Below are 14494 nucleotides of genomic sequence, written 5' to 3'. Positions count from 1 at the left end.
CCGTTTGTCTGGGGCTGGCCAAAATCTGGCAACCTCCCTCCCTCGCCGACAATCTTGGATCAGTCTATGGCGAATGTTGGCACTATGATATATCGTTTTATCATGAGTCAAGTCGGATAGCCCGTTCATGTTTCCATATTTTACTTGAAGTATTCGATTTCGACTGCAAAATAGACAAAACGTTATACCTACAAAAACTCATCCATGGCGAAGAAACCCACCCTTTCCAGCGTTGCCAAAGAAGCTGGCGTGTCAGTACCAACTGTTAGTCAGGTCTTGCGCGACACAGGTCGAATTTCAGAAAAAACGCGTCAAAAAGTTTTGAGCGCGGCTAAGCGGCTTCGATACGTCCCAAATCACGCTGCGGCCACAATGCGATCGGGCGACAATCGCGAAATCGGCTTTATCCTTAACAAGTTGGCAAACCCGTTCAACGCAGAGGTCGTTAGCGGCGCTGTTAACCTGCTGGAGGCCGAGGGCTTTATGGTTTCGGTCCTCGATGCTCAAGGAGACCTTCAGCGCCAGGACCGCCTTCTGGAAGCCTGCATCAGATTTGGTCGACGTGGTCTGATCTGGGTTCCGGCACTCAACACCAGCGGGGACGCCATGGGGCTTCTGGATGCTCACGGTGTTCCTGCTGTCACATTCATGCGAAAGGTGTCTCAGTCTCTGGATCACGTTGGTGTTCTAAACAAAGAGGCCCTCGTGCAGGCCACACAACACTTGATTGATTTGGGGCACAGGCACATCGCCTACTTAGGCGGAACCGAACAAACGTCTGTGCGCGAAGAGCGCATCGCCGGTTATCTGAGTGCCTTGGAGAAATTGGGCGGCGTGCATCCGGTTATCTGGCCATGCGAAGAAACAAAACGCTCTGGTGTTGAAGCAATCACCGCACTTCGTCAGCGACACCCTGAGGTAACAGGCGTTGTTTGCAATGGCGATGTTGTTGCACTTGGGGCATGCTTTGGCTTGATCCAATCCAATTTGAAACCCGGGCGTGACTTTTCAGTAGTAGGCTTCGACGACATCGAAGATGCCGCCGTCTCGACGCCTGGCCTCACAACAATGGCGATCAACCCAAAAAAATTGGGTACGCGATTGGCCGAGATCCTTCTGGACCGCATGCGAACACCTGAAATGCCAGTTCGCCATTTCGAGTATTCTGCAACCCTGACAATTCGAGGAACATCAGGGGCAGCCTCTGACCAATAAAATGTACGTCTTGGCTGCTGTTGCGCGTCCATTCCGGGTTTCGCATTGTACTGTCCGTCTTGCTATGGCCAAGCAACAGTTGGACAGCGCGCATAGTACCCGTTTTCTGATAGATCAACTGAATCAACGCTGCTTTGGTGCGTCTTAGTGAATGGGTTCTCTGGCCTGATGACGCTCATCCAATCGCTTACACCTACTCTCGGACAAGCTTAGCGTATTGGCTCCGGGCCCAAGCTTCGACACCGCGCCGACGAACACATTATCCACTGCCATGATTGATCAACCGGTCCGCGGACGATGAAGTCGTCAGCTTGAGCTTATTGCCGCAAGGGGTCGTCTGCGAGGCGCGTGCCTGTGATCATGTTTTCGTTGGTTTTCCAGATGTGCGGTCATTTGACTGACCGCCAGAACCTCTTCAAACCCTTGTAAGGGTGCTCAGGAACTGCCGCAGGGAACAGCCGCGGGCATTGTGGGGCTCTCTCTTCTCGCGTTTTCTACAATAGCGTGATGGCCGGCGAAGACAAAGGCAGATGCTTGCGCCGCGTTTGTGAGATGGCGGGAAAGCTCCGGACGTCCGGCGACCCAATCCGGCCCGTGTTCTGCAAAGGGCAGAAAAACCGCGCCGAAAACCGCAGCGGGTGTCAGCCACGCTGCGGCTTTGATCGTGATGCGAAGCGCCTAAACGTCGATTTCGACCTTGCCGATCGGGTTCGAGCAGCAGGCCAGAATGTACCCCGCGTCGATGTCGTCTTCCGAGATCCCTCCGTTGTGGACCATATGGACCTCTCCGGCAGTTTTCTTGACCTTGCAGGTCCCGCATACGCCGAAGGTACAGCCTGACGGAATGTTCAGGCCAACCGAGCGGGCGGCGGCAAGGACCGTGTCGGTCTCGGCAACCTTGGCCGTCACGCCCGAGGTCGCGAACAGGATCTCGGCGCTGCTGTCGTCGTCCAGAACAACGTCATCCAACTCGGGCTGATCCGCCTCGGTTTCCACCGGCGCGCCGAAGCTTTCCTGATGGTAGTTGTTCATATCAAAACCAAGACCGGCCAGCGCGTCGCGTACCGCTTGCATGAAGGGCTCAGGACCGCAGCAATAGACTTCGCGCTCAAGGTAATCCGGCGCCATCAGCCCCAGCATCAATTGGTTGAACTGACCCTGATATCCCGTCCATGGGCGGTAGCGGTCCGGCTCTTCCACCACGAATTTCAGGTCCAAACCATCCGTGCGGCTGGCCATCTGTTCCAAGCGCTGGCGGAAGATGATCTCGGATGGCCTTTTGGCGCAGTTGATGAAGACAACGTCCAGATCGCGGCCTTCGTCCCACATACAGGTGGTCATCGACATCATCGGGGTGATGCCCGAGCCAGCCGAGATAAACAGGAACTTGCGCGCATCGCTCAACGCGTTGGTGAACAGGCCCGCGGGCCCAATGGCCTTGATCCGCATGCCGGGTTGAAGATTGTCCAGCATCCAGCGCGTGCCGATACTGTCGGGTTGCGCTTTGGCGGTGATGGTGATCGACCGCGGCCGCGACGGCGACGATGAGATCGTGTAGGTGCGATGCACAACGCCTCCGGGCTGGCCGGGCGCCGGAATCTCGAGCGTCAGGAACTGACCGGGGTGATAGGCGAACTGCGCCCCCGAGGGGGCCCGGAACGAAAAGCTGGCGGTGTTCGGCATCTCGGGCACGACCGAGACACATTCCAGCATCTCTCCATCCTGCCAGATGTTGGAAGAAAGCGAGTTCAGGTCTTTCATCAGACTTACTCCGCCGCCAGGGAGTCAGGGGCCAGGCGGGCCGAAACTGTGTTGCAATACCAATCCACGAATTGCAGCACGCCGGATTCCTGAATGGCTGAATACGGGCCGGGCACATAGGCCGGGCTGTTGATGCCCTGCTGGTTGTCCTCGACCACCTGACGGTCTTCGTCATTCGTGGCGACCCAGACTTCGGTCAGGCGTTTCACGTCATAGTCAACGCCTTCAACCGCATCCTTGTTGACCAGCCATTTGGTCGTGACCTCGGTCTCTGTCGGGCTGATCGGCGTAACGCGGAAAACAATCGAGTGATCGGCAAGAAAGTGGTTCCACGTGGTCGGATAGTGGAACTTCAAAAGCGATCCCGCATCCGCAAAGGGCGACCGGCCCAACCAGCGGCGCACGGCGGATCTCCCGTCCATCGTATAGCTCTCGGCCCCTTCTTTCAGCGGCATCCGCGCTAGTCGATATTGCCCGTCCTCGTGCAGATAGAACTGCGATGGCATGCCGGCAGCCTGGCACCTGTCGAAATGGGCTTGCATATAGGCTGGGGTTTCACCGCCTTCGATCCCCGTCACGCCCGGATCATCAGGGAAGGTCCGGCACAGCGCAGGGTGGTTGCCGCCGCAGTGATAGCACTCGCGATTGTTTTCCCAGACCAGCTTCCAGTTGCCGTTCTCGATGATCGTGCTTTCGAAGGCGACCTTGGCATTCGCAAGATCATGCGGCTTAAGATACGGGCGCGCGATATTGGCGAACGTGTCAAAATCCGGGGCGACATCCGCCAGACAGATGTAAACCAAGCCGGCAAGCTCGCGGCAATGAACCGTCTTCAAACCATGCTGTCTGGGATCAAACTCCGGCCCCATGTCGCGGGCCCACAGCAATGAGCCGTCAAGCTCGTAGGTCCATTGATGATACGGGCAAACCAGCTTCGGCGCGTTGCCTTTTGCCGCCTTGCATATGATCGAGCCGCGATGGCGGCAGGTGTTGTGAAACGCCCGGATCTGGTTGTCGGCGCCGCGCACGATGATCACGCGATAGGCACCCACGTTGTACGTTACGTAGTCGCCGGCTTTCACTAGTTCGCAGGCCGGAATGGCAAAGAGCCATTCGCGATAGTGGATGGCTTCCAGGTCGGTCTGAAAGATCTCGGGGTCGGTGTAAAAGGCCCGTTCCAGAGCATAGCCCGGGATTCGACGCGCCAACAGGTTTTGGACATTGTTCACTTCTGGCTCTCCTGCCGCGCCCCGCGGCATTGCTTGGGCAGATGACAGGGAGGAACCGTCCGGAGGCGCGCGAGGACCACGTCCGAAACCCGTGCCCCCACCGCCACCCGCGGTTTGACATATCTGCAAGGCTGGTTTCCGGACTTGAAAGGGGCTTGCACCCGGTTGCGACACCTTCCCGGGATCCTCGTCCCAGTGGTTGATTGTCGAACCTGACCTTTCTTACCGTTGCGGGGGCAGTGCCGGAATTCCACCGGCTTCCCAATTCTCCGCTGTCTGAGAATCAAACAGCGGCACCTCACGATGGCAGCCTACTTTTTACCCGCTTGGGCGCTGAAATGCTTGCGACATTTCCGGTTTCAAAACAGACATAGAAATATTCCGGCAGAGTGGACGGCGCCGGGACCACAGTCCTTGGCACAGGGGCGTGGCAGGCTCGCCAGCATGGCGTTTTGCGGTGGCCGATGGCCTTGCGATGGATGCGGCCACGTCTGACATCCGCGCCGTAAAATTGACCCCCAACCGCGACGGCGAAGGCCGGCTGCTCTGATCAGAAACCAAACGCTGCGCGTCGCCTGAGCATGGCTGAAAAAGAGAGTGTCGGGCCAAGTGAAGGAGGTTTGCAGCAGGCCCTTTTGCGTAAAGTTGATCCGTTTGGGATAGTGCTGGCTTTCAATGGGGCAGGTGAAGAATGCGAATATCCGTCATGCGAGAGTTGTCAGTCCACCCTGTCAACGGCCGGTAGAAAACCTCATTTTGTCTATAAAAAATTGTCTTTTTCGGGAAAAACCATTACGTTTTCCGAAAATGGTGGAAAACACCGGAGGCAGTAAGAGAGCAGATGCCAAAACCGAAAACAGGTGTTTTGCGGACAACAGTTCCTTCGCGCCTCATGGGAAAACGGGATGGTCTGTTTTTCCTCTGGGGGCAGATAGAACGCGCGCGCTTGAAGGTCGAGGGCGGCGAACGCGCCGAGGGCGCAGCCTCGGACGGGCCAAGGGCAAACACGGCCGGTGAGGTCAAGGGATCGACGACAGCATTGGTGGACGAGTTTATTTTCTACTGACTTTTGTGATGAAACCGGGCCTGGCGGCCCTATTTCTTCTCGAAGAACAGAATGACTTCACCCAGACGGACGCCATAGCGTGAGACATACGCGCGGTTCAGCAGACGGTCGTCATCCAGCAGCCACATCCAATCGTCGAATTTGACACGCATGGTCCCGTCCTTGATCGGCAGGTCGATCTTGTATTTCCAGTTGAACGTATCCCCGCGTTCAATCCCGCTGGCGGTACCCAGTACGCCAGGCGCCGTACCGGTCCACGTATCCTCTCCGGTTTTGGTCAATGTCCAGATGCGTTGTTCCGTCGCGCCATCGTCGTAGACGAAGTCTTCGACCAGGGTCAGGGTTTCGCCGTCCCATGTCCCGTCGATATCAACCGTGAATCTGCGGGGGATATTTCCCAGAACATCCTGAAACTGACCGTAGGCCACTGTTTTGCCTTCGAAAAATTCCTCGAGGTTCAACTGTCGGTCCGACAGAAACGTTTTTGGTACCTTCGGTTTGCCGGAGCAGGCCGCCAAAACTGCAAGGCTTGCGATGGCAATGCAGGCGATGAAAGAGCGAAAGGTGATCATTGCAACGGTTTCCCTTCCGAAGTCGCGTCATACCCGTTTGACCCACTTGGATGAATCGGTTTCGATCTGGGGCTTGGACGCATTGTGGCGATCAGTTCCGCGACCTTGACGCCAAACTTGCGCATCTCGGACCGGTTCATGATGACGCCGGTTTCTGTCAGGTACATCCAATCGGTGACGTCCAGCGTATGTCCACCAGCGTCATCTGGCAGAATGATACGATAGGTCAGTTTCACCGTGGACCCCGAGATGATGCCCTGACCTTCGCCCACGATATCATCCGCCATTGCCGTGAACGTGTTGCCGGTTCCCAGCGTCAGGTACCATTTGCGGGTCATCTGTTTTCCGTTGGAATAGGTGAAGTATTCGGTCAGCGTGCCCGAGTTGCCTTTCCATTCGCCGGACATGCGCGCGACAAAGCTGTTCGACATTTTGCCGTTGGGGCCATAGATCAGGCCCTCGGACAAGATCTCTCCGTTCAGGTGTTTTTTCAGGGAAAAATCTGGCCCGGTGCCGCTGTAATCTGACGGCGATTGCGCGCGAAAGCTCAGCAGCCTTGCACGGATGAAGACAGCGGTCAGAAGGACCAGAAGGATGATGGTGAAAGCGTTCATTTGCTTGTGACCTCGGTGGGCAGGGTCAACACCATCCCGAACGCTCCGACTTTCAGGATACAGGGCAGCACCGCATAGGCAAGATTGAGTGTATCCAGCGCCTGTGCGGAATTGGTTTGACCGGGGGTGAAACCGCTGCGTTCCAGCAGCGGCAGAGTGAAAAAGGCAGCCAGGGCGAGGCCCAGTTTGCCAGCGAAGGACCAGACGCCAAACGCGGCTGATGCGTTCAGCCCGGCCCGGGTAAGGACGATCGAGAACATGGCCGGCAACACGACCATATCTGCGCCCAGCGCCGCGCCCGAGGCGAGACAGATCATTGCAAAACCCGCAAGATTTCCTGCACTCAGTGTGGCAGCGCCGATAAAGCCGGCAATCGAGAGCGGCATGGCGATGATCAGAGTCTGTTTCGGGCCAATTCTGTTGCTGAGCTTTGCCCAGAGCGGGACGCTCGCGCCTGCGCTCAGGAAAAACAGGATCAACAAAGGACCCGCCTTGCCCGGCAGTTGCAGCCGGTCTTCCACAAAAAACAGAAACAGGGTGGAGGTTATGGCAACCGGGAGACTGTTGACCAAAGCCAGCGCAAGAAGGCGCAAGCCACCGGCCTGACCCAGCCCTGCAAAGGACAGGCCTGATCCGGTGATCGGTCTGCGACGCCAGATCGGGATCGTCAGTATCAGGGTCAGAACGGACAGCAGCCCCAGAAACGCTCCGAATGCGGGGTAGCCTTGGGAGTGTGCCCCGAAAGCAACCAACAGGGCCGGAGCGCTGGCTGCGATGACCACCCCGGTCAACTGCCCGCCTTCACGATAGGCGGCCAGTGTCATCAGCTCTTGCGGATCGGTTTGCTTCGCCAGAGTTGCGCTGCGACCATACAGAAGAATGGTTCCCAGGCTGTACGCCGAGAACAGCAAGATCAGGATCGCGACCAGTTCCGGCACGCTGGCACCCTGCGGCAGATTGAAAAGCAGGGGAAACCCGATTGCCAGCCCCAAAGCCGCCATCGCCGCAAATGCAAGCTGGCCGCCGGGCCATCGGTCGATTGCCCAACCGATCAGCGGATCCTGCACCAGATCCACCAAACGGATCACCAGCAGCACCGTACCAATGACCCCAAGGCCAATACCCAGGTTCACGGCTGCAAAGCGCGGCAAGTGGATATAAAGCGGGATACCCGCCGCAGCGAGCATCAACGCATAGAGACTGACCCGGGGATAGAGCATCACCGCCCCTGTAGCCTGCGCGTGAAGGACGCGGACCGCGTGTTGTCTCCCAGGAACACGGACATGAAACTGCGCTTGATGCCCGGATACGCCATGGTGCAGGTCTTTTGCCCGTTCAGCCAGAAACTGACCTTGTCGGGACCATCAGAAACCGCCAGATAGCTGTCCCCTTTTGCCACGGCATTGAAACACCGGTTCAGTTGGTCGCGAACGGGTGCTGACCGGCCGATGCGGTCCATCTCGTCCAGGGTCGAGTTGACCAGCGCTTTCTTCTTGATGTTCTTGCGATAGGTCAGTTGCAGGGCGATATCTTCGCTCCAACTGAACGGCGCACCTTTGGGCGTGTAGAGTTTGGCGTCATAGATTGGCAAACCCAGATAGCGGAACGTCGCGGTTCCGCGCAGTTGGGCATCGTTCAGTTCTTCCGTGACCGGCGACGCGACCAGCCCATTGGGGATCAGCAAGGAAAGTGCAAGAAACGCTGTGCGCCATATCGCCTTATTCAGCGGCAACAGATAGGGCCGGGTCTTTCCCAGGAATGCCATTGTCAGCTCCGATGGTTTGCGGGGCGCCATTTATTCGAGCAACGACATGCATCGCGCTGGCTATCCCGTCTTCGTGAAATCCGTGCCGGTTGTAAGCACCGGCAAACCAAGTTCGGTTCTGTCCCTGCATCTCGCGGATTTGCCCTTGCGCCTTCAGGGCGGCCTTGTCGAAGACCGGATGGGCAAATTCAACCTGGTCATAGATCTTTTCCGCGGGAATTTCTGATGAAGCGTTCAGCGTTACAAACAGCGGGTCACTGTCCGGAATGTTCTGAAGCCGGTTCATCCAGTAGGTTACCCCCACATCTCCGGCTTGCGAACGATAGGTCCAGCTTGACCAGCAGGCGCGCCGCTTTGGCATCTGACCTGGGTCACAATGCAATGTGGCCGTATTGGGCTGGTAGCGGATTGCGCCCAATGCAGCGGCTTCCGCGGGGGTCGCGCCATCACCCAAAATGGAAAGCGACTGGTCCGAATGGGTGGCCAGGATGATTTCATCGAACTGATCCACGGCGCCCTGGCTGTGGATGGTGACGCCCATCTCGTCACGGGATACATTCTGAACAGGGCTGGCCAGACGTATTTCTGCCCCCCGCGCACGAAGGGCCGCGTCGATCCGGCGGACATACTCTATGCTGCCGCCTTTGACCGTGTACCATTGATGCTGGTTTGCGCGACCACTTGCAAGCAAAGCGTGATTGCGGAAAAACTGCACCAAAGAGCGTGCGGGGAACTGATCCACGAACTCGACCGGCGTAGACCAGATGGCACCGCACATCGGCATCAGATAATTGTGCCGAAACCAGTGACCCAGCCGCAGTTGGTCCACCAACTCACCAATCGTGGTGTCATCGTCCTTGGCGGCTTCTGGGGCTTCTTTGCCAAACCGCAGGATATCGGCGATCATTTTATAGTAGGCCGGACGCGCCAGATTGCGCTTTTGAGCGGTCAGTGTGCGCAGATTGTTCAACCCGTATTCAATGCGGCCATTGTCGATTGTCGCGCCAAAGCTCATCTCGCTTTCGATCACGGGCACGCCCAGTTTATCAAACAGCCGGGTCAGGTAGGGATATGTCGCATAGTTGAAGACGATGAAGCCCGTATCGACCGGTTGATCCCCGTTCTTTCCGGCCATCACCGTGCGGGCATGGCCACCAAGCCGAGGTTCGGCCTCATAGACTGTCACGTCGTTGTTTTCTGAAAGATAGTAAGCGGCGGAAAGTCCCGAAATGCCTGCACCTACAATCGCGATTTTCTTCCGTACACCCCGGGGTTCGTCGAACATTCCAGCCTCTTTATGTGACAGTTTACAAGAAGATACGCAGGGTAGGCACAAGTGGATCAATCCGATTAGAAGTTTTTAACAGATGCACTACCTTGTGGCTTCTGGTTTGAGCTTCCGTGACCTGCGCTACCGTTTTGATCCGAAGCGGATGCGAGGCCGTATTATGGTGAAACACAACTGAATCGGCCCATACATGAGCAGCTTTGACGGCAAAACCATTTGGATCATCGGCGCAAGCGAAGGGCTGGGTCGCGCTTTGGCGCATGCGCTTGGCCAACAGGGTGCTTCCCTGATCCTGTCTGCGCGCAATCTTGAGCGGTTGTCCGAGCTGTGTTCTGAACTGCCGGATGCGCGCGCGATCCGGTGCGATGTGACCGAGTTAGACTCTGTTCGTTCGGCTGTTGCCGAGGCGGGGCATGTCGACGGGCTGGTTTACAATGCAGGTGCGTATGACCCCATGCGTTCGGCCGAATGGGACACCGAGGCGTCGCTCAGGATGAGCGATGTGAACTATCTGGGTGCGCTACGGGTTCTGGGTGAAACCGTTCCGGGTTTTGTCCGGGCAGGCCAGGGAGAGGTTACTTTGATCGGGTCACTGGCCGGGTATCACGGGCTGCCCGCCGCAATCGGGTACGGAGCCAGCAAGGCCGCGCTGATTTCTCTGGCCGAGACGATGCGACACGACCTGGCGGGTACGGGCGTGACGGTGCGTATCGTCAATCCGGGCTTCATCAAAACCCGCCTGACCGAAAAGAACGGTTTCAAGATGCCGATGCTGATGTCGCCCGAGGATGCGGCGGATCACGTGGTCAAGGCGATGGCGCGTCGCCGTTTCCGTACGGATTTTCCGGCACCGTTTTCCTGGTTCATTCGTCTGATCGACTGTCTGCCGGATCTGCTGGTTTATCGTGGAAAATAGACTCTAACAAAACTGCCCCTGACAGAACCAGCCGGCGGACATCGCGCCTCCGTGGCCATAGAACAACCACAGGCGCTCCCCTTGTTCTGTCACCACCACCCAGTAATCGCGTACACCGCTGCGCCAGTTGGGGTCATCCAGCCACCATTCCGGCGCGATGCGTTCCGGGCCGGTGGCCTGCGCCAGTTGCCAGTCTCGTCCACGCCAGCGAAAGGTGCAGGGCACATTCGGGGTTTCCGGGGCCATCACGGGTTCGGGCTGCCACATCTGCAAGGGGCGGGGGCGCGGCGGGGCAGGCCAGTCGCGCGCGGGTTCCGACCAGGCCGCCGCCAGCGTTTGCGCCGTTTTCTCGGGGATATGAGAGGCCGCAGGATGCCGCCGGGTGATCGCGTCCAGCCCGACCCGCGCGCCCAGCTTGGCCGTAAGGTCATCCACGGCTGTATTGCCCTCAAGCCGGTTGCAGGCCACGCGGCGCGCTTCGGCATGACCGGCGATGGTGCGGGCGTGGATGGGTTCTGTCTGGATCGCTTCAAGCCGCAGCAAGTCGATGCCATAGCCTGCGTCGATCTTGTCAACTTTCATCTCTAACAAAGGGCGAATGCGATTTTTGTCATAGGTCGGACGGGCCAGGCCGATCTCGATGATTTCAGCGGCCTGATCCGCACGGTGGGCTTCCAGCCGCAGCGTGCGGGCCCCGCGCCCCTTCTCTTCCAGTTTGGTGCAGAGCGTTGGCAGAATCCGATCGACAGCGGCCATCACGTCTTCGACCAGGCCAATCGGGTTGGGCAGAGTCATCCGCACTGCAAAGTGATGTGGCGGACGGGCGGGCGAGACCGGCTCGGGCGCGCTGCCCATGGCCTGATCCAGACGCAACACCAGCCCGCGGCCGAACCGCCGTGCCAAACTGGCACGCGGCTGGCCCAGCAGATCACCGATCCGGCGCAGGCCCAGGCGGTTCAGTTGCGCCACGGTCTGATCGTCCAGCCGCAGCGCCGCGATGGGCAGGGGGCTGAGCGCGCCATAGGCCTGCCCCGGCGCGGCAATCCGCGCGCCACCGCCCAGCGCCATCACCTGTGGCGCGGCCCCGCCCCTGGTCCAGTGCCGCCGCTTGCTTGCCCGGGCGCGGGTGGCGCGGGCCTCTTGGTTGATGGCGTCGCCGTTGCGGTCGGATGTGGCCTGTTGCCCGGCATAGCGGGCCAGCGCCCAGGCCGCGCCTAACGTGTCGGCGATGCCCATCTGCACGCTCAGGCCCATATCGGCGCAGTCGGTTTCAAGCACGCTCAGCAAGGCCTCTTCACCGCCGAACAGATGGGCGCAACCCGACAGGTCAACGATCAGGCCATCGGGGGCCTCTTCGGCCACCCAGGGGCTGAACTTGCCCGCCCAGCGGCGCAGCGCGGTCAGAAACGCGGCCTCGGCCGGGGTGTTGCGGGGGCGGGTGATCAGGCTGGCGCACATGGCATGGGCATCGCGCACCGGCTGGCCCACGCGCAGACCAGCGGCCTGAGCTTCGGTGTTCAGCGAGGTGATGACCTGCATGTTCGACTGTTCGGCCACAACGGCCAAAGGCCCGCCATGCAGGCCCCGCGCAGCGCGGATCAGCCGTTCGGCCCCCAGACGGGGGAACCACAGCGAGAGTATTCGGCGTTTGGGCATCGGGCAGACATCAAAATGTTCTTATTTTGTTCCTATCCGAGAATCACCAGCCGAGTCCACGCTTACCCGCAAGTCAGACGCTGAATAACACCGGCGCCGTCCACATAGACGTTCAGCCTGTCGATACGGTAATCCTGTGTGGCGATGTCATCCGGGCCCAAAACACGAGACCGTTCGGGAAGATCGGCCTGAATCGTCGACACGGGCTGACCGACCGTTTCGGCAAAGGGCTCGCCCTTGCAAAATGCCAGATCAACAGGAGCGTCTTCTGAGGTGGTGGCGACATCCTGCGGAACGCTTGTGTCTGCGCAGGCCGCCAGAAAGATAAAGATCGGTAAAAAACGGTGCATTGGCGTTCCTCATTCTGGCAATGTCGTTTCTGCAATATCAAACAATTAGCCAACCTGCCAAGAAAGCACAGTTGAAAACACCCTGTATTTGACGCAGGGTCGGGGCAAAAGTGACAGGGAGATAAGTACCATGCGTACCCGTGCTGCCGTCGCCGTACAGGCGGGCAAACCTTTGGAAGTGATGGATGTGAACCTTGAAGGCCCAAAGGCGGGCGAGGTTCTGGTTGAAATCAAGGCCACTGGCATCTGTCATACGGATGAATTCACCCTGTCGGGCGCCGACCCCGAAGGCCTGTTCCCGGCCATTCTGGGGCACGAGGGCGCCGGCGTGGTGGTCGAGGTCGGACCGGGTGTGACCAGCCTGAAGCCAGGCGATCACGTGATCCCGCTCTACACCCCCGAATGTCGCGAGTGCGAATACTGTCTGCATCCCAAGACCAACCTGTGCCAGGCCATCCGCGAGACGCAGGGCCAGGGGCTGATGCCCGACGGCACCTCGCGCTTTTCGACGCTGGATGGCGATCCGATCCTGCACTACATGGGCTGCTCGACCTTCTCGAACCATACGGTCCTGCCGGAAATCGCGCTGGCCAAGGTGCGCGAGGACGCGCCGTTCGACAAGATCTGCTATATCGGCTGCGGCGTGACCACGGGCATCGGCGCGGTGATCAACACTGCCAAGGTTGAAATCGGCAGCCGCGCCATCGTGTTCGGTCTGGGCGGGATCGGTCTGAACGTGATTCAGGGCCTGCGTCTGGCCGGGGCCGATCAGATCGTCGGCGTCGACCTGAACCCCGCCAAGGTCGAGATGGCCACCAAGTTCGGCATGACCGATTTCGTCAACCCGTCCGAGGTCGAGGGCGATCTGGTGCCCTATCTGGTGAACCTGACCAAGGGCGGCGCGGATTACACCTTTGATGCAACAGGCAATGTCGGCGTGATGCGCGCGGCGCTGGAATCGGCGCATAAAGGCTGGGGTGAGTCGATCATCATCGGCGTTGCGCCCGCGGGGGCCGAAATCTCGACCCGTCCGTTCCAGCTGGTCACCGGCCGGTCGTGGCGCGGTACAGCTTTCGGCGGTGCACGTGGGCGCACGGACGTGCCCAAGATCGTCGACTGGTACATGGAAGGGAAGATCGAGATCGACCCGATGATCACCCACACCATGGGTCTGGACGACATCAACACCGGCTTCGACCTGATGCATAAGGGCGAAAGCATCCGGTCGGTGGTGATTTACTGACAACCAGAAATTGCAAGGGCGGGGTTTAACCCGCCCTTTTTGTCTCCTATCTTCAGGATATTGATAAATATCTGAATAGAGGGACTAAATTGACCACTGAAGCAACGGAACGCCTGGCCGTTCTGATTGACGCCGAGAATGTTCCGGCAAAGCATGTTGCCGAGATTTTCGAAGAAGTTGCCACATTGGGTGAGGCAAGCCTGCGCCGGATCTACGGAGATTTCTCGGGCGGTACCCCGCAAGGCTGGAGTGCTGAGAAGCTGGCGGAATATGCCATCGTTCCGCACCAGCAATTCGCCAATACCACTGGCAAGAACGCCGGGGACATCGCCCTTGTGATTGATGCCATGGACATATTGCATTCCGGCCGGTTCGGTGGGTTTGTACTGGTGTCGTCAGACAGCGACTTTACCCGGCTTGCCAGCCGGATCCGAGAACAAGGGTTGAGTGTGTTCGGGATCGGCGAAGAAAAGACGCCCAAAGCCTTTGTCGCGGCTTGCAACCGGTTCATCTACATCGAGAATATAAAAAAGGAGGAGGTGCAGGCGAACGATTCCCCGGAGAAAGCTAAGAAGCCCTCTGCCAAACAAGAACTGAACCATGCTTATCAGTTGATCCGGAATGTCGTGCTCAAATCCGAGGAACCGGACGGGTGGGCGGGCCTTGGCTGGCTAGGCAGTCAGCTCAGCATGAACTATCCGGATTTTGACACGCGAACCTATGGCTTCAAGCGGCTGAGCGACTTGGTACGAGCCATCGGGAAGTTCGAGGAAACAGGCGAAAACGGCGGCCTGAAGATCAGATTGAAAGATCAGTAGC

General features: G+C 58.6%; 15 protein-coding genes, 1 pseudogene and 1 riboswitch. Of the genes and pseudogenes, 6 read left to right on the top strand and 10 right to left on the bottom strand.

What is annotated here, in order from left to right; translation table 11 throughout:
- The first annotated feature begins 204 nt into the window (after positions 1-204).
- Complete coding sequence (locus tag GS620_RS17230) at positions 205-1215, top strand: LacI family DNA-binding transcriptional regulator (RefSeq protein ID WP_152459490.1); 1011 nt, start codon at positions 205-207, stop codon at positions 1213-1215.
- A 40-nt stretch (positions 1216-1255) separates the two neighbouring features.
- On the opposite strand, the pseudogene GS620_RS22100 reads toward GS620_RS17230, so the two are convergent.
- The 3 genes and pseudogenes from GS620_RS22100 to GS620_RS17220 form a co-directional block, all read right to left on the bottom strand.
- A pseudogene (locus GS620_RS22100) lies at positions 1256-1384 on the bottom strand (integrase); the annotation flags it as partial.
- Between the two features lie 509 nt (positions 1385-1893).
- Positions 1894-2976, bottom strand: a complete 1083-nt coding sequence (locus tag GS620_RS17225) for a hybrid-cluster NAD(P)-dependent oxidoreductase (protein WP_171617155.1) — start codon at positions 2974-2976, stop codon at positions 1894-1896.
- A 5-nt stretch (positions 2977-2981) separates the two neighbouring features.
- Positions 2982-4235, bottom strand: a complete 1254-nt coding sequence (locus GS620_RS17220) for an aromatic ring-hydroxylating dioxygenase subunit alpha (protein ID WP_171617180.1) — start codon at positions 4233-4235, stop codon at positions 2982-2984.
- An 81-nt stretch (positions 4236-4316) separates the two neighbouring features.
- Positions 4317-4521: riboswitch (cobalamin riboswitch) on the bottom strand.
- Between the two features lie 265 nt (positions 4522-4786).
- On the opposite strand from GS620_RS17220, the gene GS620_RS17215 reads away from it, so the two are divergent.
- Both GS620_RS17215 and GS620_RS17210 read left to right on the top strand, forming a co-directional pair.
- A complete protein-coding gene (locus GS620_RS17215) occupies positions 4787-5038 on the top strand; it encodes a hypothetical protein (RefSeq protein ID WP_171617153.1) in 252 nt (83 codons plus the stop codon).
- A gap of 8 nt (positions 5039-5046) precedes the next feature.
- Positions 5047-5271, top strand: coding sequence for a hypothetical protein (locus GS620_RS17210; RefSeq protein ID WP_152459486.1), 225 nt, complete (start codon positions 5047-5049; stop codon positions 5269-5271).
- A gap of 29 nt (positions 5272-5300) precedes the next feature.
- Here GS620_RS17210 and GS620_RS17205 read toward each other — a convergent pair whose 3' ends face one another.
- Genes GS620_RS17205 through GS620_RS17185 form a run of 5 tightly spaced genes read right to left on the bottom strand, consistent with a single transcriptional unit; the run spans position 5301 to position 9507 of the window.
- A complete protein-coding gene (locus tag GS620_RS17205) occupies positions 5301-5843 on the bottom strand; it encodes a DUF3833 family protein (protein WP_171617150.1) in 543 nt (180 codons plus the stop codon).
- Positions 5840-6457 (bottom strand): DUF3833 domain-containing protein, encoded by a 618-nt coding sequence (locus GS620_RS17200; RefSeq protein ID WP_171617148.1) that lies wholly within the window; start codon positions 6455-6457, stop codon positions 5840-5842. The genes GS620_RS17205 and GS620_RS17200 overlap by 4 nt, the downstream gene beginning before the upstream one ends.
- Entirely contained in the window at positions 6454-7677 is a 1224-nt protein-coding gene (locus GS620_RS17195; RefSeq protein ID WP_171617146.1) for an MFS transporter, read from the bottom strand. Before GS620_RS17195 ends, GS620_RS17200 begins: the two co-directional genes overlap by 4 nt.
- Entirely contained in the window at positions 7677-8222 is a 546-nt protein-coding gene (locus GS620_RS17190; protein WP_253282525.1) for a hypothetical protein, read from the bottom strand. Before GS620_RS17190 ends, GS620_RS17195 begins: the two co-directional genes overlap by 1 nt.
- Positions 8176-9507, bottom strand: a complete 1332-nt coding sequence (locus GS620_RS17185) for an NAD(P)/FAD-dependent oxidoreductase (RefSeq protein ID WP_171617144.1) — start codon at positions 9505-9507, stop codon at positions 8176-8178. The genes GS620_RS17190 and GS620_RS17185 overlap by 47 nt, the downstream gene beginning before the upstream one ends.
- Before the next feature lie 193 nt (positions 9508-9700).
- On the opposite strand from GS620_RS17185, the gene GS620_RS17180 reads away from it, so the two are divergent.
- A complete protein-coding gene (locus GS620_RS17180; protein ID WP_171330513.1) occupies positions 9701-10426 on the top strand; it encodes an SDR family oxidoreductase in 726 nt (241 codons plus the stop codon).
- A 3-nt stretch (positions 10427-10429) separates the two neighbouring features.
- On the opposite strand, the gene GS620_RS17175 is transcribed toward GS620_RS17180, so the two are convergent.
- Entirely contained in the window at positions 10430-12082 is a 1653-nt protein-coding gene (locus GS620_RS17175) for a DNA polymerase Y family protein (RefSeq protein ID WP_171617141.1), read from the bottom strand.
- Positions 12083-12144: 62 nt separating this feature from the next.
- Complete coding sequence (locus tag GS620_RS17170) at positions 12145-12432, bottom strand: I78 family peptidase inhibitor (protein ID WP_171617139.1); 288 nt, start codon at positions 12430-12432, stop codon at positions 12145-12147.
- A 130-nt stretch (positions 12433-12562) separates the two neighbouring features.
- Between GS620_RS17170 and GS620_RS17165 the strand changes: the two genes are divergently transcribed.
- Positions 12563-13675: an S-(hydroxymethyl)glutathione dehydrogenase/class III alcohol dehydrogenase gene (locus GS620_RS17165; protein ID WP_171233384.1), complete on the top strand. Its 1113-nt coding sequence runs from the start codon at positions 12563-12565 to the stop codon at positions 13673-13675.
- Positions 13676-13764: 89 nt separating this feature from the next.
- Positions 13765-14493, top strand: coding sequence for an NYN domain-containing protein (locus GS620_RS17160; protein WP_171617137.1), 729 nt, complete (start codon positions 13765-13767; stop codon positions 14491-14493).
- Position 14494: the final 1 nt, after the last annotated feature.

It is taken from the genome of Ruegeria sp. HKCCD6428 (assembly GCF_013110595.1).
Taxonomy (GTDB): domain Bacteria; phylum Pseudomonadota; class Alphaproteobacteria; order Rhodobacterales; family Rhodobacteraceae; genus Ruegeria.
Note: the sequence above shows the minus strand (reverse complement) of the source record. Positions and strands in the feature narration are given on the sequence as shown.

Bases quoted from the DNA above. Each gene is read 5' to 3' on its own strand.
- GS620_RS17230 (WP_152459490.1), top strand. From the start codon at position 205: ATGGCGAAGAAACCCACCCTTTCCAGCGTTGCCAAAGAAGCTGGCGTG.
- GS620_RS17225 (WP_171617155.1), bottom strand. From the start codon at position 2,976: ATGAAAGACCTGAACTCGCTTTCTTCCAACATCTGGCAGGATGGAGAG.
- GS620_RS17220 (WP_171617180.1), bottom strand. From the start codon at position 4,235: ATGCCGCGGGGCGCGGCAGGAGAGCCAGAAGTGAACAATGTCCAAAAC.
- GS620_RS17215 (WP_171617153.1), top strand. From the start codon at position 4,787: ATGGCTGAAAAAGAGAGTGTCGGGCCAAGTGAAGGAGGTTTGCAGCAG.
- GS620_RS17210 (WP_152459486.1), top strand. From the start codon at position 5,047: ATGCCAAAACCGAAAACAGGTGTTTTGCGGACAACAGTTCCTTCGCGC.
- GS620_RS17205 (WP_171617150.1), bottom strand. From the start codon at position 5,843: ATGATCACCTTTCGCTCTTTCATCGCCTGCATTGCCATCGCAAGCCTT.
- GS620_RS17200 (WP_171617148.1), bottom strand. From the start codon at position 6,457: ATGAACGCTTTCACCATCATCCTTCTGGTCCTTCTGACCGCTGTCTTC.
- GS620_RS17195 (WP_171617146.1), bottom strand. From the start codon at position 7,677: ATGCTCTATCCCCGGGTCAGTCTCTATGCGTTGATGCTCGCTGCGGCG.
- GS620_RS17190 (WP_253282525.1), bottom strand. From the start codon at position 8,222: ATGGCATTCCTGGGAAAGACCCGGCCCTATCTGTTGCCGCTGAATAAG.
- GS620_RS17185 (WP_171617144.1), bottom strand. From the start codon at position 9,507: ATGTTCGACGAACCCCGGGGTGTACGGAAGAAAATCGCGATTGTAGGT.
- GS620_RS17180 (WP_171330513.1), top strand. From the start codon at position 9,701: ATGAGCAGCTTTGACGGCAAAACCATTTGGATCATCGGCGCAAGCGAA.
- GS620_RS17175 (WP_171617141.1), bottom strand. From the start codon at position 12,082: ATGCCCAAACGCCGAATACTCTCGCTGTGGTTCCCCCGTCTGGGGGCC.
- GS620_RS17170 (WP_171617139.1), bottom strand. From the start codon at position 12,432: ATGCACCGTTTTTTACCGATCTTTATCTTTCTGGCGGCCTGCGCAGAC.
- GS620_RS17165 (WP_171233384.1), top strand. From the start codon at position 12,563: ATGCGTACCCGTGCTGCCGTCGCCGTACAGGCGGGCAAACCTTTGGAA.